A 24,350-nucleotide genomic window follows, 5' to 3' on the forward strand; every position below is an offset into this window, starting at 1 on the left:
CTCAGTCGTGCGTATGCAGCTTCCCTTTTTGCAACAGATCGGTGATCACTTGCTGGTCGGTGGTGTGGCTGCCGATCAGGTCGACGTTCTCCAGCACGATCTTCTGGTCGAACCCGGTGGCGACCTGGCCCTGCGTGCTGACCTGGATCACCGTATTGCTGCCATCCTTGGTGAAATGCAGGTACTTGCTCAGGTCCCCGTCAGCCGGGTTCTGCAACAGCCCGGCCAGGTCCAGGACGTCGCCGCCCGAGCCGACGTCCGCGGTCGAGAACTGCTTGACCGTGTCGACGGCGGGGTTGGAGGTGGTGCCCTGGTCGTGGAGTTCCCACTTGAAGGTATCGCCGCCACCGCCGCCGACCAGGGTGTCGTTGCCCTGCCCGCCGATCAGCGTGTCGGCGCCCGTGCCCGCGTAGAGGGTGTCGTTGCCCGCGCCGCCATGCAGGGTGTTGTTGCCCGACGTGGCGTAGATGATGTCGTTGCCATCGTCCCCGTACAGGTCGTCGTTGCCGCCGCCGCCGTAGATGATGTCATCGCCGGCGCCGCCGTGGATGACGTCGTTGCTGCCGAGGGGATCGCCCACCACGTTGAAGTCGGCGCTGTGCTGGGCGATATAGTCGTACACCTCCGCCGTGGTCGCGGCGTGGCCATTGGTCGCGGTGAGGTAGTCCACCAGGCCCTGGTAGCCCGCGCCATCGTGGGTCCCGGCGGCATGGCCCGCCCATGACAACGCATCCGTATTGATCGTATCCCCGAAGATGATGTCGTTGCCATCGCCGCCGTTGATCGTATCGCTGCCGACGGACAGCGGATCCTGGTGGGAGCTGCCGCCTTGCAGGACGGCATCCAGGTCGGAAGCCTGGTGGACGATGTCCACCGTGCCCGCCGGCGCGGTGACCGTGCTCGAATAGGCGTGCGTCGTGATGTTGTCGATGTTCACCGTGGAGCTGCCCGAACCCGACGAATTGTCGGTGACCGAGTACACCAGGTGATACGTGCCGGCGCCCAGGACGTTCGACTCCATCGTCACCAGGCTGGAGATCGCGCTGGTGCTGGTGCCGGTCTGCGCCACTTCCCAGTGGCCGTTGACCAGCTTCTCGATGGTCCACTTGAAGGTGTCGCCGGTGTTGAAGTTCGAGGTCGACACGTCGAAGGAGACGCTGGTCTTGTCGCCGATCGTGAAGCTCTGGCTGGTGACGGTGGTGGCGCCGGAGCCATTGGCGTCGGTGATGTGGAATTGCTGGTTGCTCTTGCTGATCGAGCTGCCCGAACCGCCCAGCGACTGGGTCCAGTTGGACACATCGTTCATGCCACCGCTGCTGCCGCTGCCCCGGTTGTTGAAGTTCGCCAAGGTGGACGCGGTGTTGCTGCCGATGCCGATCGTCGCGGAACTCGTTCCGCCCGCCGCCGTGTTGTCGAAGAACTGGAGGATCTGGCTGTCCACGTCGTCGCCGATGCCGACGGCATGCACCTCGCTCACGTTGCTCAGCGCGGCGAAGGCATCCACCGAGTGCTGCACGGTGGTGACGTCCGTCGTGTTGCCGGTGCCGCCGACTCCGCCCGAGCTCTTGAGGTAATACGTCGGATCGCCGTCCGTCAGGAAGTAGGTGACGTTCTCGTAGTTCGCCCCCGTCTTGCCCGCCGCGGTCTGCGCATTGAACCACGACACCGCCGAATCGAACGCCGCTTCGTAGTTCGTGCCGCCGGTGGCCGTCATCGCCTGGATCTTGCTGATCAGCGTATCGACGTTCGCGGTCGTCAGGCCCTGGATCGGGATGGTGCTGTCCGCGTTGGTGCCGAAGCCGATCAAGGCGACGTTGACGACGCCGCCGGAATGGGTATCCAGGGTGTTCAGCAGGTTGATGAGCGCGGCCTTGACGAGCGACATGCGATCCTGCCCGGAGGACGGGTTCTGGCTGCCGTCGAGGCCCCAGGCCATGCTGCCGGAATGGTCGATGATCAGCGCGATGTTGTAGCTCATGCCGGCCACGACGACGGTCTTCGTGCCGCCCAGGTCGCCGACGATGACGTCGTCGCCCGAGCCGCCGTTGATCACGCCGCTATCGTTGCCGCCCACCACCAACTGGTTGGTGGCGATGGCGAAGTTGTACTCGCCGGACGTGTCCTGGCCGCCATGGTCGGTGCCGCCGTTGTCGACCACCTTGAAGCCGAAGCTGGCGTCGCCGCCGTCCGCGCCGGGCACGTAGACGAGCTTGCCCGCGTTGATCTGGTCGACGGAGATGACGTCGCCCGCGTGCACCGTCGCGCCGTTCAGCGTCAGGGTGCCGTCGGTCGGAACGCGGCTGATGATCACGCTCTGCAGGGTGTTGTGCTCGCCCTGCGTGTCGGCGAAGTTGAATTCCGCCGCCGTGAAGGTGTGGGTGTCGCCGACCGCGACGGTCGTCGAGTTGTCGGCCGCGACCGGGGCGTCATTGGTGCCGTTGATCGTCACGTTGACGTTGTACGTCGCGGTGCCGTCTTCCGAAACCACCGTGAACGTGCGGACCGGGAGGCTGTCGCCGCCGGACAGCGCCTGCACCGTCGCGTTGGTGTTGTCCAGCGTGTAGCTCCACTTGCCGTTGGCGTCGATGGTGAAGGTGCCATAGTCGTCCTTCACGGTCTGCGCCTGGAAGAGGCTCTCGCCGTCGTCGGTGTCCTTGATGGTCAGGGATCCGTTGTAGACGCTGGCCGTGTCTTCGTAGACCACGCCCGCCGCGGAATCGCCGGCGCCCACCGTGATGGTCGGGACGTCGTTGGTGCCGGTGACGGTGACGGTCAAGGTGGCCGTGGAGGTGCCGCCCTCGCCGTCGCTGATCGTGTAGTTGATCGACGTGGTGGCGGTCTTGCCCGCACCCAGGTGGTCGAAGGCATGGCCCGCGTTGAAGCTGTAGCTGCCGTCGGCGTTGACGACGAACGTGCCGCCGTGGTCGCCGGCGATGGTCTTGCCGACGTTGGCGTCGACGCCGTTGACCGACTTCACCGCGATGCTGTCGCCGTCCGGATCGGAGTCCTTGCCCACGCCGTTGGCGTCACCCGTGAGGACGTTGCCGGCAGCCGTGCCGCCTTGCAGCGTGCTGTTGGCGTCATTGACCGCCGTGGGCGCCGGGTTGGTGACGTCCCAGGTGAAGGTCTGCGTGACCGTGCCGCCGTGGCCGTCGTTGGCCGTGACCGTGACGGTATACACACCCTTGTCCAGGCCGGCTTCCTGGTGCTGCGAAGCCGAGTGGTCCAGCGTGCCGGTGATCTTGCCCGTGGCCGGGTCGATCGTCAGGCCCGTCGGCAGGCCCGAGGCCGAGTACGTCAGCTTGTCGCCGGCGTCCTGGTCGTGGAAGTAGCCCGCGACCGAGAAGTCGACCTTGCCGGCGTCCACCCCGGTCTGGTTGTTGATCACGTCGACGGTCGGCGCATGGTTGGTGCCCGTGACCGTCACGGTCAGGCTGGCCTTCGAGGTGCCGCCCTCGCCGTCGCTGACCGTGTAGTTGATCGACGTCGTTTGCGAGGCGCCGTTGGCCAGGCTGTCGAAGTCGTGGCCGGCGTTGAAGGTGTAGGTGCCGTCGGCGTTGATGGTGAACGTGCCGCCATGGTCGCCGGCGATGGTCTTGCCGACGTTGGCATCTTGCCCGTTGACCGACTTCACGACGAGCGTGTCGCCGTCCGGATCGACGTCCTTGCCCGCGCCGCCGGCGGCGCCGCTGATGACGTTGCCGGTCGCCGTGCCCGTCGGGGTGGCGCTGTTCACGTCGTTCGCGGCCGTCGGGGCCGGGTTGGTGACGTCCCAGGTGAAGGTCTGCGTGACCGTGCCACCGTGGCCGTCATTGGCGGTAACCGTGACGGTGTACACGCCCTTGTCCAGGCCGGCTTCCTGGTGCTGCGAAGCCGAATGGTCCAGCGTGCCGGTGATCTTGCCCGTGGCCGGGTCGATCGCCAGGCCCGTGGGCAGGCCCGAGGCCGAGTACGTCAGCGTGTCGCCAACGTCCTTGTCGTGGAAGAAGCCGGACGTATCGAAGTCCACCTTGCCGGCGTCGACGCCGGTCTGGTTGTTGATGACGTCGACCGTCGGGACATCGTTGGTGCCCGTGACCGTGACGGTCAGGGTCGCCGTCGAGGTGCCGCCTTCGTTGTCGGTCACCGTGTAGGTGATCGAGCTGGTCGCGGTCTTGCCTTGGGCCAGGCTGTCGAAATCGTGGCCGGCGTTGAAGGTGTAGGTGCCGTCGGCGTTGATGGTGAAGGAACCGCCGTGGTCGCCTGCGATAACCTGGCCGACGTTGCCGGCATGGCCGTTGACCGACTGGACCTTCAGCGTGTCGCCGTCGGGGTCCACGTCCTTGCCCGCGCCATTGGCATCGCCAGTGATGACGTTGCCGGAGGCGGTGCCGCCCTGTTGGGTCGCATTGACATCATTCGCCGCCGTCGGGGCCGGGTTGGTGACGTCCCAGGTGAAGGTCTGCGTGACCGTGCCACCGAGGCCGTCGTTGGCCGTGACCGTGACGGTGTACACGCCCTTGTCCAGGCCCGCTTCCTGATGCTGCGAGGCCGAGTGATCCAGCGTGCCCGTGATCTTGCCCGTCGCCGGGTCGATCGTCAGACCCGTGGGCAGGCCCGAGGCCGAATAGGTCAGCTTGTCGCCGACGTCCTGGTCGTGGAAGTAGCTCGCGACCGAGAAGTCGACCTTGCCGGCGTCGACGCCCGTCTGGTTGTTGATGACGTCGACGGTCGGCGCATGGTTGGTGCCGGTGATCGTCACGGTGAGGTTGGCCGTCGAGGTGCCGCCCTCGCCGTCGCTGACCGTATAGCTGACCGACGTCGTTTGCGACGTGCCGTTGCTCAGGTTGTCGAAGTCGTGGCCCGCGTTGAAGGTGTAGGTGCCGTCGGCGTTGATGGTGAACGTGCCGCCGTGGTCGCCGGCGACGGTCTTGCCGACATTGGCGTCCTGGCCGTTGACCGACTGGACCTTCAGCGTATCGCCGTCGGGGTCCACGTCCTTGCCGGCGCCCGAGCTGTCGCCCGTAATGACGTTGCCGGTCGCGGTGCCCGCAGCGCTGGTGCTGTTGACGTCGTTAGCGGCCGTGGGCGCCGGGTTGGTCACGTCCCAGGTAAAGGTCTGCGTGACCGTGCCGCCGTGGCCGTCGTTGGCCGTGACCGTAACGGTGTAGACGCCCTTGTCCAGCCCGGCTTCCTGGTGCTGCGAAGCCGAGTGGTCCAACGTGCCCGTGATCTTGCCCGTGGCCGGGTCGATCGTCAGGCCCGTCGGCAGGCCCGAAGCCGAGTAGGTCAGCGTGTCGCCGACATCCTTGTCGTGGAAGAAGCCAGCGGTATCGAAGTCCACCTTGCCGGCGTCCACGCCGGTTTGGTTGTTGATGACGTCGACCGTCGGCGCATCGTTGGTGCCCGTAACGATGACGATCAAGGTCGCCGTCGACGTGCCGCCTTCGTTGTCGGTCACCGTGTAGGTGATCGAGCTGGTCGCCGTCTTGCCTTGCGCTAAGCTGTCGAAATCGTGGCCGGCATTGAAGGTGTAGGTGCCGTCGGCGTTGATCGTGAAGGAGCCGCCGTGGTCGCCGGCAATAACCTGGCCGACATTGCCAGCCTGGCCGTTGACCGATTGAACCGTCAGCTTGTCGCCGTCCGGATCGACGTCCTTGCCCGCGCCATTGACATCGCCGGTGATGACGTTGCCGGTGGCGGTGCCACCCTGCTGCGTCGCATTGACGTCATTGGCCGCCGTCGGCGCCGGGTTGGTCACGTCCCAGTTGAACGTTTGCGTAACCGTGCCGCCGTGACCGTCGTTGGCCGTGACGACGACCGTATAGACGCCGCCCTCGCCGCCTTGCGAGGCCGAGTGGTCGATGGTGCCCGTGATCTTGCCCGTATTCGGGTCGATTTCCAGGCCCTTCGGCAGACCCGAAGCCGAGTACGTCAGCGTATCGCCCGCGTCGATGTCCTTGAAGTAGCCGGACACGTCCACATTGATGCCGGTATCCGCATCCTGGCCCACCTGGGTCTGGATATGGCCTTCCGCCGTCGGCACGTCGTTGGTGCCGGTCACCGTCACCGCCAAGGTCGCCGTCGAGGTGCCGCCTTCGCCATCGGTCACGGTATAGGTGATCGAGCTGACGGCGGTCTTGCCTTGGGCCAGGGCATCGAAATCATGGCCGGCATTGAAGGTGTACGTGCCGTCGGCGTTGATCGTGAACGTGCCGCCATGGTCGCCCGCGACCACCTGGCCGACATTGCCCGCCTGGCCATTGACCGACTGCACCGTCAGCTTGTCGCCGTCCGGATCCACGTCCTTGCCCGCGCCCGAAGCGTCGCCGGTGATGACGTTGCCGGTCGCCGAGCCACCCTGCTGGGTCGCGGCGGCGTCATTCGCCGCCGTGGGCGCCGGGTTGGTGACATCCCAGTTGAACGTCTGCGTAACCGTGCCGCCGTGGCCGTCATCGGCCGTGACCGTGACGGCGTACACGCCCTTGTCCAGGCCCGCTTCCTGGTGTTGCGACGCCGAGTGATCCAGCGTGCCCGTGATCTTGCCCGTGGCCGGATCGATCGTCAGCCCAGCCGGCAGGCCCGACGCCGAATAGGTCAGCTTGTCGCCGATATCCAGGTCGTGGAAGTAGCTCGCGACCGAGAAGTCGACCTTGCCGGCGTCCACGCCGGTCTGGTCGTTGATCACGTCGACGGTCGGCGCATGGTTGGTGCCGGTGATCGTCACGGTGAGATTGGCCGTCGAGGTGCCGCCCTCGCCGTCGCTGACCGTGTAGCTGATGGACGTCGTCTGCGACGTGCCATTGCTCAGGTTGTCGAAGTCGTGACCCGCGTTGAAGGTGTAGGTACCGTCGGCGTTGATGGTGAACGTGCCGCCGTGGTCGCCGGCAATGGTCTTGCCGACGTTGCCGTCCTGGCCGTTGACCGACTTCACGACCAGCGTGTCGCCGTCCGGATCCACGTCCTTGCCCGCGCCCGAAGCGTCGCCGGTGATGACGTTGCCGGTCGCGGTGCCGGCCGCGCTGGTGCTGTTCACGTCGTTAGCGGCCGTGGGCGCCGGGTTGGTGACGTCCCAGTTGAAGGTCTGCGTGACCGTGCCGCCATGGCCGTCGTTGGCCGTCACGACGACCGTGTAGACGCCGCCCTCGCCGCCTTGCGAAGCGGAGTGGTCGATGGTGCCGGTGATCTTGCCCGTGTTCGGGTCGATCTCCAGGCCCTTGGGCAGGCCGGAAGCCGAGTACGTCAGCGTATCGCCGGCGTCGATGTCCTTGAAGTAGCCCGACACGTCCACGTTGATGCCCGTATCGGCGTCCTGACCCACCTGGGTCTGGATATGGCCTTCCGCGGTCGGCACATCGTTGGTGCCCGTGACCGTGACCGTCAGGGTCGCCGTCGATATGCCGCCTTCGTTGTCGGTCACCGTGTAGGTGATCGAGCTGGTCGCCGTCTTGCCTTGCGCCAACGCGTCGAAATCGTGGCCGGCATTGAAGGTATAGGTGCCGTCGGCATTGATCGTGAAGCTGCCGCCGTGATCGCCGGCGATAACCTGACCGACCTTGTCGGCCTGGCCGTTGACCGATTGAACCGTCAGCTTGTCGCCGTCCGGATCGACGTCCTTGCCCGTGCCCGAAGCGTCGCCCGTGATGACGTTGCCGGTGGCGGTGCCACCCTGTTGGGTCGCATTGACATCATTCGCCGCCGTCGGGGCCGGGTTGGTCACATCCCAGTTGAAGGTTTGCGTGACCGTGCCGCCATGGCCGTCGTTGGCCGTGACGACGACCGTGTAGACGCCACCCTCGCCACCCTGCGAAGCGGAGTGATCGATGGTGCCGGTGATCTTGCCCGTGTTCGGGTCGATTTCCAGGCCCTTCGGCAGACCAGACGCCGAATACGTCAGCGTGTCGCCCGCGTCGATGTCCTTGAAGTAACCCGACACGTCCACATTGATGCCGGTATCGGCATCCTGACCCACCTGGGTCTGGATATGGCCTTCCGCCGTCGGCACATCATTGGTGCCCGTGACCGTGACGGTCAGCGTCGCCGTCGAGGTGCCGCCCTCGTTGTCAGTCACCGTATAGGTGATCGAGCTCGTCGCGGTCTTGCCTTCAGCCAGGCTGTCGAAATCGTGGCCGGCGTTGAAGGTATACGAGCCGTCGGCGTTGATCGTGAAGGAGCCGCCGTGGTCGCCAGCAATAACCTGGCCGACCTTGTCGGCTTGGCCGTTGACCGATTGAACCGTCAGCTTGTCGCCGTCCGGATCGACGTCCTTGCCGGCGCCCGAAGCGTCGCCCGTAATGACGTTGCCGGTCGCGGTGCCATCTTGCAGCGTGCTGTTGCTGTCGTTGGCCGCCGTCGGCGCCGGGTTCGTGACATCCCAGGAGAAGGTCTGCGTGACCGTGCCGCCATGGCCGTCATTGGCCGTGACCGTGACGGTGTACACGCCCTTGTCCAGACCCGCTTCCTGATGCTGCGAGGCCGAGTGGTCGATCGTGCCCGTGATCTTGCCCGTGGCCGGATCGATCGTCAGGCCCGTCGGCAGACCCGAGGCGGAGTACGTCAGCGTGTCGCCGACGTCCTTGTCGTGGAAGAAACCAGCGGTGTCGAAATCCACCTTGCCGGCGTCCACGCCGGTTTGGTTGTTGATCACGTCGACCGTCGGGGCATCGTTGGTGCCCGTGACCGTGACGGTCAAGGTCGCCGTCGAGGTGCCACCTTCGTTGTCGGTCACCGTGTAGGTGATCGAGCTGGTCGCCGTCTTGCCTTGGGCCAACGCGTCGAAATCGTGGCCGGCGTTGAAGGTGTACGTGCCGTCGGCATTGATCGTGAAGGAGCCGCCATGGTCGCCGGCGATAACCTGGCCGACGTTGGCCGCCTGCCCATTGACCGATTGAACCGTCAGCTTGTCGCCGTCGGGATCCACGTCCTTGCCCACGCCCGCGGCATCGCCGGTGATGACGTTGCCGGTCGCCGTGCCGCCCTGCTGCGTCGCATTGACGTCATTGGCCGCCGTCGGCGCCGGGTTGGTCACGTCCCAATTGAAGGTCTGCGTGATCGTGCCGCCATGGCCGTCGTTGGCCGTGACAACAACCGTGTAAACGCCGCTCTCACCGCCCTGCGAGGCCGAATGATCGATGGTGCCGGTGATCTTGCCCGTGGCCGGGTCGATCTCCAGGCCCTTCGGCAGACCCGAAGCCGAGTACGTCAGCGTATCGCCGGCATCGATGTCCTTGAAGTAACCCGACACGTCCACGTTGATGCCGGTGTCGGCATCCTGACCCACCTGGGTTTCGATATGGCCTTCCGCCGTCGGCACGTCGTTGGTGCCCGTCACCGTGACCGTCAAGGTCGCCGTCGACGTGCCACCTTCGCCATCGGTCACCGTATAGGTGATCGAGCTGGTCGCCGTCTTGCCCTCGGCCAAGGTATCGAAATCGTGGCCGGCGTTGAAGGTGTACGAACCGTCGGCATTGATCGTGAACGTGCCGCCGTGATCGCCGGCAATAACCTGGCCGACATTGCCCGCGTCGCCCTTGACCGATTGAACCGTCAGCTTGTCGCCGTCCGGATCCACGTCCTTGCCCGCACCCGAAGCATCGCCAGTGATGACGTTGCCGGTCGCGGTGCCGCCCTGCTGCGTCACATTGACATCATCCGCCGCCGTCGGCGCCGGGTTGGTCACGTCCCAGTTGAACGTCTGCGTAACCGTGCCGCCGTGACCGTCGTTGGCCGTGACAACAACCGTGTAAACGCCGCCCTCGCCACCCTGCGAAGCGGAGTGATCGATGGTCCCGGTGATCTTGCCCGTATTCGGATCGATCTCCAGGCCCTTCGGCAGACCCGACGCCGAATACGTCAGCGTATCGCCGACGTCGATGTCCTTGAAGTAGCCCGAGACGTCCACATTGACGCCCGTATCGGCGTCCTGACCCACCTGGGTCTGGATATGACCTTCAGCCGTCGGCACATCGTTGGTGCCGGTCACCGTCACCGCCAAGGTCGCCGTCGAGATGCCGCCTTCGCTGTCGGTCACCGTGTAGGTCACCGAACTGACAGCCGTCTTGCCCTCGGCCAAGCTATCGAAATCGTGGCCGGCGTTGAAGGTGTAGGTACCGTCGGCATTGATGGTGAACGTGCCGCCATGATCGCCGGCGACGACCTGGCCGACGTTGCCGTCCTGCCCATTGACCGACTGGACCTTCAGCGTGTCGCCGTCCGGGTCCACGTCCTTGCCGGCGCCAGAAGCGTCGCCCGTGATGACATTGCCGGAAGCCGTGCCGCCCTGCTCGGTCGCGGCAACATCATTCGCCGCCGTCGGCGCGGGGTTGGTGACGTCCCAGGAGAAGGTCTGCGTAACCGTGCCGCCATGACCGTCATCGGCCGTGACCGTAACGGTGTAGACGCCCTTCTCCAGGCCCGCTTCCTGATGCTGCGAGGCCGAGTGGTCGATGGTGCCGGTGATCTTGCCCGTATCCGGGTCGATCATCAGGCCCGTCGGCAGGCCCGACGCCGAATAGGTCAGCTTGTCGCCGGCATCGATGTCCTTGAAATAACCCGACACGTCCACGTTGATGCCGCTATCGGCATCCTGGCTCGCCTGGGTCTGGATATGGCCTTCCGCCGTCGGCGCATCGTTGGCGCCCGTGACCGTGACCGTCAAGGTCGCCGTCGACGTGCCGCCTTCGCCGTCGCTCACCGTATAGGTGATCGAGCTGGTCGCCGTCTTGCCTTCGGCCAGGGTATCGAAATCATGGCCGGCATTGAAGGTGTACGAACCGTCGGCGTTGATCGTGAACGTGCCGCCATGGTCGCCCGCGACCACCTGGCCGACGTTGCCGTCCTGGCCGTTGACCGACTGGACCTTCAGCGTGTCGCCGTCCGGATCCACGTCCTTGCCCGCGCCCGCGGCGTCGCCCGCGATGACGTTGCCCTCGGCCGTGCCGCCCTGCAGCGTCGCATTGGCATCGTCCGCCGCCGTCGGGGCGGGGTTGGTCACGTCCCAGGTGAAGGTCTGCGTGGCCGTGCCGCCGTTGCCGTCGTTGGCCGTGACGACGACCGTGTAGACGCCGCCCTCGCCGCCCTGCGACGCCGAGTGGTCGATGGTGCCCGTGATCTTGCCCGTATCCGGGTCGATCTCCAGCCCCTTGGGCAGGCCCGACGCCGAATACGTCAGCTTGTCGCCGTCGTCGATGTCCTTGAAGTAGCCCGACACGTCCACGTTGATGCCGGTATCGGCATCCTGGCCCGCCTGGGTTTCGATATGGCCTTCCGCGGTCGGCGCGTCGTTGGTGCCGGTCACCGTCACCGCCAGGGTCGCCGTCGAGGTGCCGCCTTCGCTGTCGGTCACCGTATAGGTGATCGAGCTGACCGCCGTCTTGCCCACGGCCAAGGTGTCGAAATCGTGGCCGGCGTTGAAGGTGTACGAACCGTCGGCATTGATGGTGAACGTGCCGCCATGGTCGCCCGCGACCACCTGGCCGACGTTGCCGTCCTGGCCGTTGACCGACTGGACCTTCAGCGTGTCGCCGTCCGGGTCCACGTCCTTGCCCGCGCCCGAAGCGTCGCCATTGATGACGTTGCCGGTCACGGTGCCGCCCTGCTGCGTCGCGTTGGCGTCATCGGCCGCCGTCGGCGCGGGGTTCGTCACGTTCCAGTTGAACTGTTCGCTGACCGACGCGCCGCTCGTATCCGTGGCGGTCACGACGATGGTGTACACGCCCTTGTCGCCGCCCTGCGAGGCGGAATGGTCGATGGTGCCGGTGATCACGCCCGTATTGGGGTCGATCGTCAGGCCGGGGGGCAGGCCGGTGGCCGTATAGGTCAGCTTGTCGCCGTTGTCGATGTCCGAGAAATGGGACGACAGGTCGACGTCCACCTTCTGGGCGTCCACGCCGGTCATGCCGTCGATGGCCGTGCCGGTGGGGGCATCGTTCAAGCCGTTGACCGTGACGGTGACCGTGGCGGTCGAGGTCGCGCCCGACGGATCGGTAACCGTATAGGTCGTGCTGCTGGTCGTCGACTGCCCGGCGCCCAGGTTATGGAAACCGTCGCCGGGATTGAAGGTGTAGCTTCCGTCCGGGAACACGGTGAAGGTGCCGCCGTTCGAACCCGTCACCGTGACGCCGCCCGTGACCATTTGCTGGCCGCCCACCGACACGATGGCCAGCGCGTCGCCGTCCGGGTCCGTGTCGTTGGTGAGGATATTGCCCGAGACCGTCGACCGCTCCGTGCCGGTGGCCGTATCGTCGGCCGCGGTCGGGGCATTGTTGGGCGCCGTCTGGTCGGTCGTCGCCACGCCGGCGGACGCTTGCAGATTCAATGCGCCGACGCCCGAATTGGGATAGGCCAGGTCCAGCGGGGTCGTCGATTCGACGATGCGCGCCAGGCGCACGAAACTGCTGCCGCCGCCGTCGCCGCCGCCCGAGACCAGGGTGGCCGCGGTCGGATCCAGGTTGTCGAACGGATCCTGGCCATTCTGCAGGGCCGCCAGCAGGCGGTCCGAATCGGTGCCCGCCGGGGGCGCCACGGCGGCCTCCGACGCGTCCACCGGCTGGCCGGCCATCTCCGCGTTGAACGCCACGTCGCGGTTCTCGCCGATCGTCAGCGGCATCCCGCCTTCGGTCTGCAGGGCAACCGTCGCACCCGACGCCGTCACGATTTCCGTATCGGGGGAAATCTTGCTTCCGACGTGCAATTCCGTCAGCGAACCATCGCTGTTGCGGATCCATGCGCGACCTGTGACTTGGGTAACGACGGCGGGGGTGGAGAAGGCCATGGGATTTAGCTCCGGTTTAGGATGGCGTAATCCTATAGATCGCACCGAAGTACCGGTATTGTCCTCGAGGACATATTCGAGGGTTGTATTGAACAACCGATGTCCTAGACCGTTCGCCCGGCCTCCCCTGTCGGGCCGCCGGACCGCGCCTTATCGGCTGATGCCGTGCACCTTCAGCGCCAGTTGCAGCCGGTCGCTCACCCCCAGCTTCTCGAAAGCCGAGGAAAGATGCGCCTTCACCGTGCGCTCGGTAATGCCCAGCGAGGCGGCGATCTCGCCATTGGCCTGGCCGACCGCGGCCCGCCGCACCACCATGTCCTCGCGCTCGGTCAGCACGTCCGCATGCCATTGGTCCATGCCGTTGGTCCTGCTGTCCACCAGGCGCAACAGGCGCGTGACCAGCGAGCGCCCCATCCAGATTTCCCCGGACTCGACGACCTCCAGGATCTGCACCAGGGACGCCAGCGGCGCGTAGGCGTGGCAGTAGCCGACCGCGCCGGACGCCAGGACCTTGGTGCCCTGCTCGTCATGCGGCCGCGGGCTGGCGACGATGACGCGCAAGCCGGCGATGGCGTTGGTCCACGGCTCGGAAGCCCAGCCGGGAAGCTTGGGCAGGTCCGCATCCACGACGGCCAAGGTCCGGCCCTGCTCGCGCCAGCGCGCCAGGTCGCCCAGCGACCGTCCGCGCGCGGGCAGCCACCGGCGCGCGTCCAGGCCAGCCCAATGCTTCCACAGCAGATCATCATGTGTGACGAACAGAACCGGTGCCACTTGCATCCATACCTCTGACATTGGGCAAGCCATGGCGCGGGGCGGCGCGGCACGGATTGCGTGAAACAGGATCGGGGCCCAGGGCGGGCCCGGCCCGCCGGCCTTGCCTACCGCTCGGTGAACGCATTCTCCTTCGCGCGCAGGATAGGCTTGAGCAGGTACTGAAGCACGGTCCGCTTGCCGGTCAGGATATGCACCTCGGCCACCATGCCGGGGATGATGGGCAGGTGCTTGTCGCCGACGGTTCCCTTCGACGTGCGCACCCGCACGATGTAGAACGAATTGCCGCGCTCGTCGGTGGTGGTGTCCGCGCCGATCTGCTCGACCACGCCTTCGAGACCGCCGTAGATCGAATAGTCATAGGCCGTGAACTTCACCTCGGCCTTCTGCTGGGCGTGCAGGAAACCGATGTCGCGCGGCTGGATGCGCACTTCCAGCAGCAGCGTGTCGTCGGTGGGAACGATCTCGATGATGTCCTTGCCCGGCTGGACCACGCCGCCGACCGTATTGGCCAGCAGCGTCTTGACCGTGCCGCGGACCGGCGAGCGGATTTCCGACAGCTTGACCTTGTCGGCGAGCGCCAGCTTGCCTTCCCGCAGGGTGCGCAGCTTGGTGTTGGTGTCCGACAGCTCGCTGCGCGCCTGGTTGCGGATGTTCAGCTCCGCCTCCTTGGTCTTGCTGAGCGCTTCCTGAATGGCAGCCTGGATGCGGTCGATCTGTGCGTCGGCGGCCTTCTGGTCGCCGCAGCTCTTGGCGACGTCGCGCTGCAGGCGCAGGAGATCGACCTCGGACACGGCGCCGCTGGCCAGCAGCGGACGGGTGACCGACAGCTCCCTGGACGTCAGCGAGCAGGTCGTGGCCGCCTGGTCGCGCTTGGCCTGGGTTTCCCGCAATTCTTCCTGGCGCTGCTTGACCTGTTCCTTGGCGACGCTGACCGTGGCGTTCAACTCGTTGGTGCGCTGGATCCACGCATTGCGCTCGGCTTCCGCGGCCTGGGGCAGTTGTTGCAGCACTTCCTCCGGCACCGTGAAGGGGTCGCCGGTGGACAAGGCCTGCAGGCGCGCCGCCTTGGCTTCCAGGGAGAGATATTCCGCCTGGTTCTCGCCCAGCGACGAGGCAAAACGCGTCGGGTCTATCTTCAGGAGCACCTGGCCGGGCTGCACTTCCTGCCCCGGCTGGACGAGGATCTCCTTGACCACGCCGCCGTCCAGGCTCTGCACCACCTGCACCTGCCGCGAAGGAACGACCTTGCCCTCGCCGCGCACCACTTCATCGATGGAGCCGAACGCCGCCCAGACCAGCAGGCAGGCCACCACGAACAGCGACGTCCACAGCAGCACGCGGGCGCCGCGCGCCTCGGAGGTGTAGATGGCCCATTCCGCGTCGCCCGCATAGCCGGCGCGCACCTTGGGCTTGCCGCGCTCCTCGCCTTCGAGCAGCGCGTCGAAAAACTTGACGAAAATCGTGCGCGGCAGGCGCAACAATCCACCCAGGAAGGATCCGCCCTGGCCTTCGACGTGCGTGTTCATGCGCCGCCTCCCCGTCCAACCCGGCCGCTGCGCAAGGCCTCGACGACCTGTTCCTTCGGACCGTCGGCCATGATGCGTCCGGCATCGATGACGATCAGGCGCGTGACCAGGTCGAGCAGCGCCGTGCGGTGCGTGATCAGCAGCATCGTCTTGTTGGCGCTGGCGCCCGCCAGTTGCGTCTTCAACCGCGTTTCGCTCTGGTGGTCCATATTGCTGCTGGGTTCGTCCATCAGCAGCACGGGCGGATCGTTGACCAGCGCCCGCGCGACCGCGACCGATTGCCGCTGTCCGCCCGAAAGCGATTCGCCGCGCTCGCCGATCGCCATGTCGAAACCGTCCGGATGGACGTTCGCGAACTCGCTCACGCCCGCCACGTCGGCGGCGGCCAGGATGCTGGCGTCATCGGCATAGGGCGCGCCCATGGCGATGTTGTGCTTGAGGCTGCCGAAGAACAGCGTGGGATCCTGCGGCACGTAGCCGATCGCGCGGCGCAGGTCGGCCGGATCGATCTGGCGCACGTCCACGCCGTCGAGCAGCACCATGCCCTCCGACGGCTGGTACAGGCCGAGAATCAGCTTCTCCAGCGTGGTCTTGCCCGACCCGACGCGGCCGATGATGCCCAGTCTCTCTCCGGGCGCCAGCTTGAAGGACACGTTCTTCAGGGCCGGCTGGGCCGCGCCGGGATAGGAAAACGACACGTTGCGGAATTCGATCGCCCCATGGAACACGGGACGATGCAGGAACTCGGCCGTCTCCGGCCGCTCGACGGGCAAATTCATATAGCCGTCGATGGAACCCAGCGAGGTCCGCGCGTTCTGGTACTGCATCAACAGCCCGGCGACCTGGCTCAAGGGCACCAGGCAACGGCTCGAGATCATGGACGCGGCGATGATGCCGCCCATCGAGATCAGGGAATCGTGCGCCAGGAAAACGCCGATGGTCACGACGGCGACCGAGACCAGTTGCTGCATGGCCCCCACGAAGCCCACCGTCGAACTGGAGATCAGCTTCAGCTTGCTGCTGATGTTGGCGATGTACTCGGTCGAGCGTTCCCAATTCCGCTGCACGGCGCCCTGCGCGTTGAGGGTCTTGACCGTCTCGAACCCCACCAGCGCCTCGACCAGCGTCGCGTTGCGCTGGGACGATGCCTGGTAGGACGCCATGGTCAGCGTCTCCATGCGGAACTGGGCGGCGAGCGACACCAGCACGATCAGGATGATGCAGACCACGGGCGGGATCAGCATCCACGGCGAGATCCATGCCAGCACGAGCAGGAACAGGATCACGAACGGGAAATCGACCAGCGTCGAGATGCTCGCCGACGCGATGAAGTCGCGGATGGACTCGAAGGAGCGCAGGTTGGCGGCGAACGAGCCGACCGACACCGGCCGCCCTTCCATCCGCAGGTCCAGCACCCGCTCCATGATCAGGGCCGACAGGCGCACGTCGACCTTCTTGCTCGCGCTGTCGATGACGTGCGCGCGCGCCGTCGACAGGATGGTATTGAAGATGACCACGATGGCGATGCCGACGACCAGGACCCAGAGGGTCTCCAGCGCGTTGTTCGGCACGACCCGGTCATAGACGTTCATCGTGAACAGCGGCATGGCCAGCGCGAAGACGTTGATCAGCACCGCCGCCACGATGGCGTCCCGGTAAAGACGCCGGTTCTCGAAGATCACCGACCAGAACCAGTGCCGGCCGCGCACCTTGGAGACTTCCGGCGAGCGCGCGTCGAAGCGGAACTGGGGCCGGACATAGCAGGCCATCCCCGTATAGTCCCGCGCCAGTTCCTCGGCGGATATCTCCACCGAGCCGGCGCCCAGCTCGGGATGGCTGATCAGGTATCCGCCGTCGCGGGCTTCCAGCAGCAGGCAGGCCCGCTCGCCATGCAAAAGCAGGATGGCGGGCAGGATGTCCTGCGGAATCTCGGCGAGCGAGCGCTTCACCACGCGCGCCGACAGGCGCGCGCGGGCCGCCGCGCGCGGCAGCAAGGCCGGCGTCAGGCGATGGTCCACCAGCGGCAGGCCGGCCGAAAGCGCCTGCGAGGTCGTGGGCGCGCCGTGCACGCGCGCCAGCTCGACCAGGCATTCCAGCAAGGGATCGTCGTGGGTCGAACGCGGGTCCACACGCCACGAATCCACCGAGCGGTCAAATAACTTGTCCGTCTTCATCACTCAACAAATCCAGATGTTCGGATAATTTTGCTCGGTGCTGCTTGCGCTCGTTGAGCTTGCGTTGCGCATCAGGCGGTAGATCGGTCAATCGCAATGTGCCATTGGCGATCAAGGTATCGATCAAATCTTCGAGTACTCGGACGAAATCCAGGTCCAGCCTGGAAAAGCCGTCCGCTCGCTCATCGCTGCCTTGAGTCGCCATGGCAGATCACCACTTGGGAGTTGTCCCGCTCTGCGCGGGAGAAGTTTGGGAAGGCTTGCCGCTCGGCACGAAGTCGGGCGGCGTCGCGCCGTCGTTGTAGATCACCTTGACCGGCTGCAGGCGCGCGGCGTCGGGCACCGTCGAGTTGCACAGCTTGATCACGTCGTCCGTGACCTCCAGCTTGCCGTTCTCCTCGGGCGTTTCGTCGTTGGCGGGACGCAGGCCCAGGGTGGGCAGCAGCTTGTGCGACAAGGCCAGCCAGCGGTATTGCGCCACCTGCAGGTCATACAAGGCATTGGTCAGCGCGCGGCGCGACTCGAACAACTCGTTTTCCGTGTCCAGCAAGTCGAGCAAGGTGCGCTGCCCGATCTGGAACTGCTGGCGATAGGCGTCGCGCACCTTGGTCGTCGACACTTCGTGGTCGCGCAGGTACGGCAAGGCCTGGCGCAGATGCACGATGTTGTTCCAGGCGATCGCGAGATCCTGTTGAAGGTTGCGGCAGGTGTAGTCGCGCACGTCGCGCGCGGCATAGCTCTGGGCCGCCGTCTGGCGCACGCGCGCCGAGTCGCCGCCGCCGCGGTACAGGTTGTACGTCATCAGCACCTGCACGTTGGTGCTGCGCGTGTTCTTGTAGTCGGGGCCCGGTTGCGAGGTGTCCGTGCCGGTCGAGGCCACGAACTCGAACTTGGGCGAGAACGCGCTCTTGGACGACTGGTTGCCGGCCGCGGCGGCCTGCATCAAGGCCTGCTTCGACAGGAACTGCGGATTGCTGCGCAGCGAATCGTTGAAGTTGGTCGGGTCCTTGGGCAGCTTGTCGTCCAGGCGCGGCGGCGCCGCGAGAACGGGCGGCGCGTCCAGGCCGGTGACGCGGCGGAAACGGGCCGTCACGTCATTCAGGTTGGCGTTCTCGGTCATCAGGTTGGTCTGCGCCAACGCCAGGCGGCCGCTGGCCTGCTCCAGGTCCACGCGCCGGCCCACGCCCGAATCCGCCCGCTCGCGAATCTGCTTCAGGGTTTCGTTGTGCAGGCTGTAGTTCTGGCGCGCGAGCATTTCCAGATCGCGATAGCGCTCGAGATCCAGGTAGGCCTGCGTGGCGCTGAAGGCCGTGTCGTCGCTGGTGGCGAGCAGGTCGTAGAAGCGGGAGAGCTTTTCGAAGCCCGATTGCTTCACGTCGTTGCTGGTGCGGAAGCCATCGAACAGCAACTGGCGCAGTTCGACGGTATAGCCGGGCCGGTTCCAACTGGCGTTGCCTTCGCCCGGCAAATGGCTCTGCCACTCGTGGCCGTACCAGCCCTGCGCGTTCACTTGCGGCAGAAAGCCGGCGCGCACCACGTTCTGGCCTTCCAGCGAAGAGCGGAAGTCGTTGTAGCGGGCCTGGATCTCGGGGTTCGTCAGCAGCGTCTGCTCGACGATCTGGTTCAAGGTGGCGGCGTTCTTGCCCTCGGTCGCTTGCGCAACGGGCCGCGATAAAGGCGCGTTGGGGGCTGCCTTGGTGGTTCCCTGGCTGGGCTGGGCAAGCAGACTGACGGGAATCGCGGCTGCAACAAGTGCAACTACATGCTTCAAACGAAACGAGGTCATAACCTTTCCGAAGTGCGTGTCGTAGTTAAGTAACGGCTGATTTCCCGGCTGTAATACCTTCCGTCTCCGCATCCGCCTCAACGTTGAAACGCACGTCTTTACGTCATTTGCGGCCGATGAACCAGCATCGAAGTGAACTGCGGCGAGATTGTCGATGCGGTGGCCGTGACTATCAACTCCACAAAAATGCCCTTTATTGCGCAATATTTCTGATATTTATGAATTACAGAACGCAACTTGCACACCATTCAGATACATAAGAGTGTCAGGTTATGTAATTTGTTCCCTCGAAACGCCAACTTTTCTCCTATTGACATAGGGCGGGGCTCATGAGGAAGGATACGCATATTGCCTTGATTTCTTAGATTTGCAAGAGAACAACACAACAAAACAAAAAGTTGCTACGTTGTTGCTTCGTTCCAACGTTGGAAATGTATCAGCGCCGGGTAACCATTACGGGCGTGGCGGCCAGGTCGGCCAGGTGGGCCATGCCCGCCAGGCAAGGAATGCAAATCGTTTATCGTCTGCCATTGCGGTACCGCGTCGACGCGACGAGACAACCTGGAGCTCGCATGGCAAATCGATCGTATCTTTACAGCCTCGACAATCGGCCGGCGTCCTATGAGGACCGGCCGGAAACGATACGCGGCCTGTCGGAATGGCCGTATGACGTGCCTTTCATGTACCGCTTGCTGATGTCGGCCGATCCGCGGATCTGCAGCACCTTGATCTCGGATGGCCTGGACGGTTCGAAGACGCCCTTGCACGCCATCAGCGCGCCTTTCGACGAGGGACTGGAACGGGTAAGGCGTTTCGTGGCTGTCGTGAAGACGCTGATCGCCGAGCCCGAGGCGGGGCGCACGGCGGAGACGCGGGAGGAAAGCGGCAAGCCCACGCTCGCGGCCCGGATGCGGCAGTGGCTGGGCCTGTCTTCCGCGTCCGCCGCGCAACCGGCGCCGGCCGCCGCGCCTTCATCGCCCGAGACGGCGCCCGCCGCCATCGAACACCTGCCCGCGTGGCTGGATGAAACCGTCGCCTTCCTCGAAGCGCACCGCGATCGCTACCTGCTGCTCGAAACGATAGAACTGGACATCATGAGCGAGAGCGATCCGGATGCCTTGCGGGCCATGGTCGAGGCGGAAATAGAACGCTGCCGGCGCGTAGGCGAAGGCTACGCGGCGCTGCCGGACGACGTCGCCGAGGCCGCACGAGTGCTGCGCCGGGCCGCCGCGGCGCCCTCTCCCGCGCCGCTCGACGTCTTCCACGGCCTGCGCTTCGACGACGCTTGCGACCACGCGCGTTCCGGCCACACGGAATATCCGCTGGGACTCGAATGGACGGACGTGCTGTACTTCCAGTTGTCCAATCGCGAGGAATTCGAAGCGGCGAAGCGGCAGCCGCCGGAATCGGAATCGGATTGAAGCCGTGGCTGGCTGGCCGTGACCGTGGCCGGCCGCGGCAATAAAAAACCCCGCAAACCAATGATTTGCAGGGTTCTTCCGGGCTTCCCGAATCTCTCCGGAAAGGATCTTGGTGGAGCGGAGGAGGATCGAACTCCCGACCTTCGCATTGCGAACGCGACGCTCTCCCAGCTGAGCTACCGCCCCACACGCAAGACCGCAACTATACCATAAAAATCCGGAAAGATATCTCGCCTCGTCACGCCTGGGGCTTGTCGGCATGCCCCGCGCGCGTCAGGGCCTCCAGCCGCTCGGGCCGCAATACGCGCAGCATGCCGCGGCCGTCCGAGATGTACCCCTCCCGGCGCCACTTCGCGAAGATGCGGCTCAGCGTCTCGGCGCGCATGCCCAGCTTCACCGCGATCTGCGAATGCGTCAACGGCAGGTTGATGGGCTGGTTCGCCTTGGGCCTGCCGGCGCGCAGCACGTATTCGGCCAGGCGCTCCTCGGCCGAACTCGACGTGAGCCAGTCGATCTGGTCGGTGTGATGGCGAACCAAGTTGGCCGCGTGCCGCAGCAAGCGGCCCGCCAGGCCCGCGTGCTCGCCGCATAGCCGGCGCAGCGCGGCGCCGTTCAACAGGCAGGCGGCGCCCGCCTCGATGGCGCGGGCGCAGTGCAAGTGCCGCGGCGTCGCCTCGAACAGGTTGAGCACCGACAGGAAGCCGCCCGGCCCCACGTGGCCGAATACCTTGTCGCCCCCCTCCGGCGTATAGCGCAGGCCTTGCAGCTTGCCGTGGCACACCAGCAGGCACGAGGTCGCTTCCTGCCCTTCCGAAAGCAGCATGTCGCCCGGCTCGAACTCCACCCAGCGGCTGCATCGCGCCAGCCCGGCCAGCGCAGCGTCGTCCACGTCGCCGAACCACTCGTGCGCGCGCAGCGCCAAGACGATCCGCAGCGGCTCCGGAAGCGAATTGACTTTAGTCATTTGGATTCGTGCGCCACATTCCTAGACTTATTAAGAGTAATTCTTATTTTCAATAATCTCAAACACGCATGTCTTCTTCCTGGTTCCGCTGCGCGGCGCGGCACACGCTCGCGCCGATGCTCGCCCTTCTTCCCGTCCTGGCCGCCGCGCAGGCGAATCCCGTCTCGTTCCGCGACATGCTGGGCAATACCGTCACGCTGGCCGGGCCCGCCCAGCGCGCCGTGACGCTGCCCATGCCGGCCGGCTCGCTGCTGATGTCGCTGGACCGCGGCCCCGCCCACCTGGCCGGCATGCATCCGAATGCCCATACCTACCTGGCGCGCAGCGTACTGGCCAAGGCGTTTCCCGCCTCGGTCTCGGTGCGCGCCGACATCACGCGCTCCGGTTTCGCGCCCAACATCGAAACCCTGCTGGAGATCCGGCCCGACATCGTCTGGCAATGGGGGCACATGGGCGACGAACTGCTCGCGCCGCTGCGCGACGCGGGCCTGACCGCCGCCGCCCTGGTCTACGGCAGCGAGGACCGCACCCGCGAATGGATACGCATCATCGGCCATTCGCTGGGGCAGGACGCCCGCGCGCGGGCGCAATTGCAATGGCGCGACACGGTCCATGCCGAGATCGCCCGGGCCACCGGCGCCTTGCGCGCCGACCAGCGGCCCGGCGTGCTGTACCTGTCCCGATATGCGCCCCAATACCGCACCGCCGGCGCCGGCACGAATTTCGAACACGACGTCGCGCTGGCCGGCGGGCGCAACGTGGCCGCGGCCGTTGCCGGGGCGCAGGCGGTGAACATCGAGCAGATCATGGCCTGGGCGCCGGACGTGATCCTGGTCGGCAACTTCGATCCCGGACTGACGCCGCGGGTGCTGTACGACGATCCGCTGTTCGCCGGCTTGCCGGCGGTGCGCAACCACCGCGTCTACCAGATTCCCGCGGGCGGCTACCTGTGGGACCCGCCGAGCCAGGAAAGCCCCTTGTACTGGCAATGGCTGGGCCTGCTGCTGCATCCCGAGCTGTTCGACTGGCCGCTGCGCGAGCGCATCGTCCAGGCCTACGGCGAACTGTACGGCTACACCCCCGACGCGGGCGACATCGACCGGATCCTGCGCGTGCGGGACAACCAGGAGGCCCGTGGCTATGACCGCCTGCGTTGAACCCCGAAGCGGCTGGGCGGACACGCCGCGGCGCGCCAGGCGCGCATGGCCCTGGCTGCTGATGGGCCTGGCCCTGCCCCTCTCGCTGCTGGCCGCGCTGTGCGTGGGCCGCTATCCCCTGCCCTTGCCGCACGCCGGCAGCATATTGGCGGGACTGGCGCTGCCCGAATGGGCCCGCGGCTGGCTGCCCGTGGCCAGCGCGACCGAGCATCGCGTCATCGAGCAGGTCCGGCTGCCGCGCGCGCTGCTGGCGCTCCTCGCCGGGTCCAGCCTGGCGACGTGCGGCGCGGCGCTGCAAGGCGCCTTCCGCAATCCGCTGGTGGGACCGCAGATCCTGGGCATTTCCTCGGGCGCGGCCTTCGGCGGCTGCATGGCCATCCTGCTGGTGCCGTCGCTGCCGGCCACGCTGGCGCTGGCCTTCGCCGGCGGCCTGCTGGCGGTGTCCATCGTCTATGCGCTGAGCCGCTCGCAAGGCCGGTCCACCCTGTTGATGCTGGTCCTGGCGGGCGTGGTGACGGGCGCCTTCTTTTCCGCGCTGATTTCGCTGGCGACCTATTTCGCCGATCCCAACGACAGCCTGCCGTCCATCGTGTTCTGGTTGATGGGCAGTTTCGCTACCGCGTCATATACGAAGCTGGCGGCGGCCGCGCCGCCCATCCTGGCGGGCATGGCCCTGCTGTGCCTGCTGCGCTTCCGCATCAACGTGCTGTCGCTGGGCGACGAACAGGCCGCCGCGCTGGGCATCGCCGTGGAGCCGCTGCGCTGGACGCTGCTGGGCTGCGTCACGCTGGTCGTGTCGGCCAGCGTGGCGGTCTCCGGCACGGTGGGCTGGGTGGGACTGGTGGTGCCGCACATCGCGCGCATGCTGGTCGGCCCCGACCATCGCGTCCTGCTGCCGGCCAGCGCGCTGCTGGGCGGCAGCTACATGCTGTGGGTGGACACGGCGGCGCGCAGCGTCACCAGCGCCGAGATCCCGCTGGGCGTGATCACCGCGCTGATCGGCGCGCCTATCTTCGCCTGGCTACTGCGGCGCGCGCAGACACGGGGGAACGCGGCATGATCGAACTCGACCGTCTCTCGATCCAGGCCGGCGGACGCCGCCTGCTCTCGGACCTGTCGCTGCGCGTGCCCGCCGGCGCCATCCTGGCCGTGCTGGGCCCCAACGGGCGCGGCAAGACCACGCTGCTGCGCACGATGCTGAACCTGCACAAGCCCGCCGGCGGCGCGGTGCGGCTGGGCGGCCACGCGGCCTATGTGCCGCAGCAGGCCGGCGTGCCGTTCGACTACGACGTGCTGTCCATGGTGTGCATGGGCCGCGCGCGCCGGCTGCGCTGGTATGCGTCGCCCGGCCCGCGCGACCTGGAGATCGCGCGGGCATGCCTGGACGCCGTGCGGCTGGGCCATCTCGCCGGCCGTCCCTTCCTTGCCTTGAGCGGCGGCGAGCGGCAACTCGTCTGCATCGCGCGCGCCCTGGCCGGCGACAGCCCGATCATCGTGCTGGACGAACCCGCCGCCGCCCTCGACCTGCACAACCAGGACCTGATCCTGGCGCTGCTGCGCCGCCTGGCCCGCGAACAGGGCCTGACCGTGGTGTTCTCCACCCACCAGCCGCAGCATGCGCAGCATATCGCCGACCAGACGCTGCTGATGCACGCCGACGCCTGCGAGAGCGGCCCCACCGCCACGATGTGCGTCGACGAGCGGCTCAGCCGTCTCTACCGCCTGCCGGTGCGCGTCGTGTCGCAACCCGGCCCGCACGGCGAAGCGCGCGGCGTCATTCCGCTTTTCCGGTGACGC

The 24,350-nt window shown here is 66.2% G+C and carries 11 protein-coding genes and 1 tRNA gene; 4 read left to right on the plus strand and 8 right to left on the minus strand.

Annotated features, from left to right (window positions below; genetic code table 11):
* Position 1: 1 nt before the first annotated feature.
* The 6 genes from CAL29_RS16840 to CAL29_RS16865 all read right to left on the minus strand — a co-directional run bounded on the left by CAL29_RS16840 (position 2) and on the right by CAL29_RS16865 (position 19,011).
* Positions 2–12,751, minus strand: a complete 12,750-nt coding sequence (locus CAL29_RS16840) for an Ig-like domain-containing protein (protein WP_094854246.1) — start codon at positions 12,749–12,751, stop codon at positions 2–4.
* Between the two features lie 150 nt (positions 12,752–12,901).
* Complete coding sequence (locus CAL29_RS16845) at positions 12,902–13,528, minus strand: helix-turn-helix transcriptional regulator (protein WP_094854247.1); 627 nt, start codon at positions 13,526–13,528, stop codon at positions 12,902–12,904.
* Positions 13,529–13,629: 101 nt separating this feature from the next.
* A complete protein-coding gene (locus CAL29_RS16850; RefSeq protein ID WP_094854248.1) occupies positions 13,630–15,051 on the minus strand; it encodes an HlyD family type I secretion periplasmic adaptor subunit in 1,422 nt (473 codons plus the stop codon).
* On the minus strand, positions 15,048–17,225 hold the full coding sequence (locus tag CAL29_RS16855) for a type I secretion system permease/ATPase (protein ID WP_094854249.1): 2,178 nt from the start codon (positions 17,223–17,225) through the stop codon (positions 15,048–15,050). The genes CAL29_RS16850 and CAL29_RS16855 overlap by 4 nt, the downstream gene beginning before the upstream one ends.
* Entirely contained in the window at positions 17,203–17,430 is a 228-nt protein-coding gene (locus tag CAL29_RS16860; protein ID WP_094854250.1) for a hypothetical protein, read from the minus strand. Before CAL29_RS16860 ends, CAL29_RS16855 begins: the two co-directional genes overlap by 23 nt.
* 6 nt (positions 17,431–17,436) lie before the next feature.
* Complete coding sequence (locus CAL29_RS16865; protein WP_094854251.1) at positions 17,437–19,011, minus strand: TolC family outer membrane protein; 1,575 nt, start codon at positions 19,009–19,011, stop codon at positions 17,437–17,439.
* A 572-nt stretch (positions 19,012–19,583) separates the two neighbouring features.
* On the opposite strand from CAL29_RS16865, the gene CAL29_RS16870 reads away from it, so the two are divergent.
* Positions 19,584–20,432 (plus strand): DUF7822 domain-containing protein, encoded by an 849-nt coding sequence (locus CAL29_RS16870; protein ID WP_094854252.1) that lies wholly within the window; start codon positions 19,584–19,586, stop codon positions 20,430–20,432.
* A 110-nt stretch (positions 20,433–20,542) separates the two neighbouring features.
* Here the strand turns inward: CAL29_RS16870 and CAL29_RS16875 are convergent.
* A tRNA-Ala gene (locus CAL29_RS16875) sits at positions 20,543–20,618 on the minus strand.
* 52 nt (positions 20,619–20,670) lie between these two features.
* The gene (locus CAL29_RS16880; protein WP_094854253.1) at positions 20,671–21,396 is read right to left on the minus strand and encodes a Crp/Fnr family transcriptional regulator; all 726 of its coding nucleotides are present in this window, start codon (positions 21,394–21,396) and stop codon (positions 20,671–20,673) included.
* Positions 21,397–21,464: 68 nt separating this feature from the next.
* On the opposite strand from CAL29_RS16880, the gene CAL29_RS16885 reads away from it, so the two are divergent.
* From CAL29_RS16885 to CAL29_RS16895, 3 genes are read left to right on the plus strand one after another with little or no spacing between them, the layout of a single operon-like run.
* A complete protein-coding gene (locus CAL29_RS16885; protein ID WP_256977530.1) occupies positions 21,465–22,553 on the plus strand; it encodes an ABC transporter substrate-binding protein in 1,089 nt (362 codons plus the stop codon).
* Complete coding sequence (locus tag CAL29_RS16890; protein WP_306430692.1) at positions 22,537–23,613, plus strand: FecCD family ABC transporter permease; 1,077 nt, start codon at positions 22,537–22,539, stop codon at positions 23,611–23,613. Before CAL29_RS16885 ends, CAL29_RS16890 begins: the two co-directional genes overlap by 17 nt.
* On the plus strand, positions 23,610–24,347 hold the full coding sequence (locus tag CAL29_RS16895; protein ID WP_094854255.1) for an ABC transporter ATP-binding protein: 738 nt from the start codon (positions 23,610–23,612) through the stop codon (positions 24,345–24,347). Before CAL29_RS16890 ends, CAL29_RS16895 begins: the two co-directional genes overlap by 4 nt.
* The last annotated feature ends 3 nt before the right edge of the window (positions 24,348–24,350 follow it).

This window comes from Bordetella genomosp. 10 (assembly GCF_002261225.1).
Classification (GTDB): Bacteria; Pseudomonadota; Gammaproteobacteria; order Burkholderiales; family Burkholderiaceae_B; genus Bordetella_C.

Bases quoted from the DNA above. Each gene is read 5' to 3' on its own strand.
- CAL29_RS16840 (WP_094854246.1), bottom strand. From the start codon at position 12,751: ATGGCCTTCTCCACCCCCGCCGTCGTTACCCAAGTCACAGGTCGCGCA.
- CAL29_RS16845 (WP_094854247.1), bottom strand. From the start codon at position 13,528: ATGCAAGTGGCACCGGTTCTGTTCGTCACACATGATGATCTGCTGTGG.
- CAL29_RS16850 (WP_094854248.1), bottom strand. From the start codon at position 15,051: ATGAACACGCACGTCGAAGGCCAGGGCGGATCCTTCCTGGGTGGATTG.
- CAL29_RS16855 (WP_094854249.1), bottom strand. From the start codon at position 17,225: ATGAAGACGGACAAGTTATTTGACCGCTCGGTGGATTCGTGGCGTGTG.
- CAL29_RS16860 (WP_094854250.1), bottom strand. From the start codon at position 17,430: ATGGCGACTCAAGGCAGCGATGAGCGAGCGGACGGCTTTTCCAGGCTG.
- CAL29_RS16865 (WP_094854251.1), bottom strand. From the start codon at position 19,011: ATGACCTCGTTTCGTTTGAAGCATGTAGTTGCACTTGTTGCAGCCGCG.
- CAL29_RS16870 (WP_094854252.1), top strand. From the start codon at position 19,584: ATGGCAAATCGATCGTATCTTTACAGCCTCGACAATCGGCCGGCGTCC.
- CAL29_RS16880 (WP_094854253.1), bottom strand. From the start codon at position 21,396: ATGACTAAAGTCAATTCGCTTCCGGAGCCGCTGCGGATCGTCTTGGCG.
- CAL29_RS16885 (WP_256977530.1), top strand. From the start codon at position 21,465: ATGTCTTCTTCCTGGTTCCGCTGCGCGGCGCGGCACACGCTCGCGCCG.
- CAL29_RS16890 (WP_306430692.1), top strand. From the start codon at position 22,537: ATGACCGCCTGCGTTGAACCCCGAAGCGGCTGGGCGGACACGCCGCGG.
- CAL29_RS16895 (WP_094854255.1), top strand. From the start codon at position 23,610: ATGATCGAACTCGACCGTCTCTCGATCCAGGCCGGCGGACGCCGCCTG.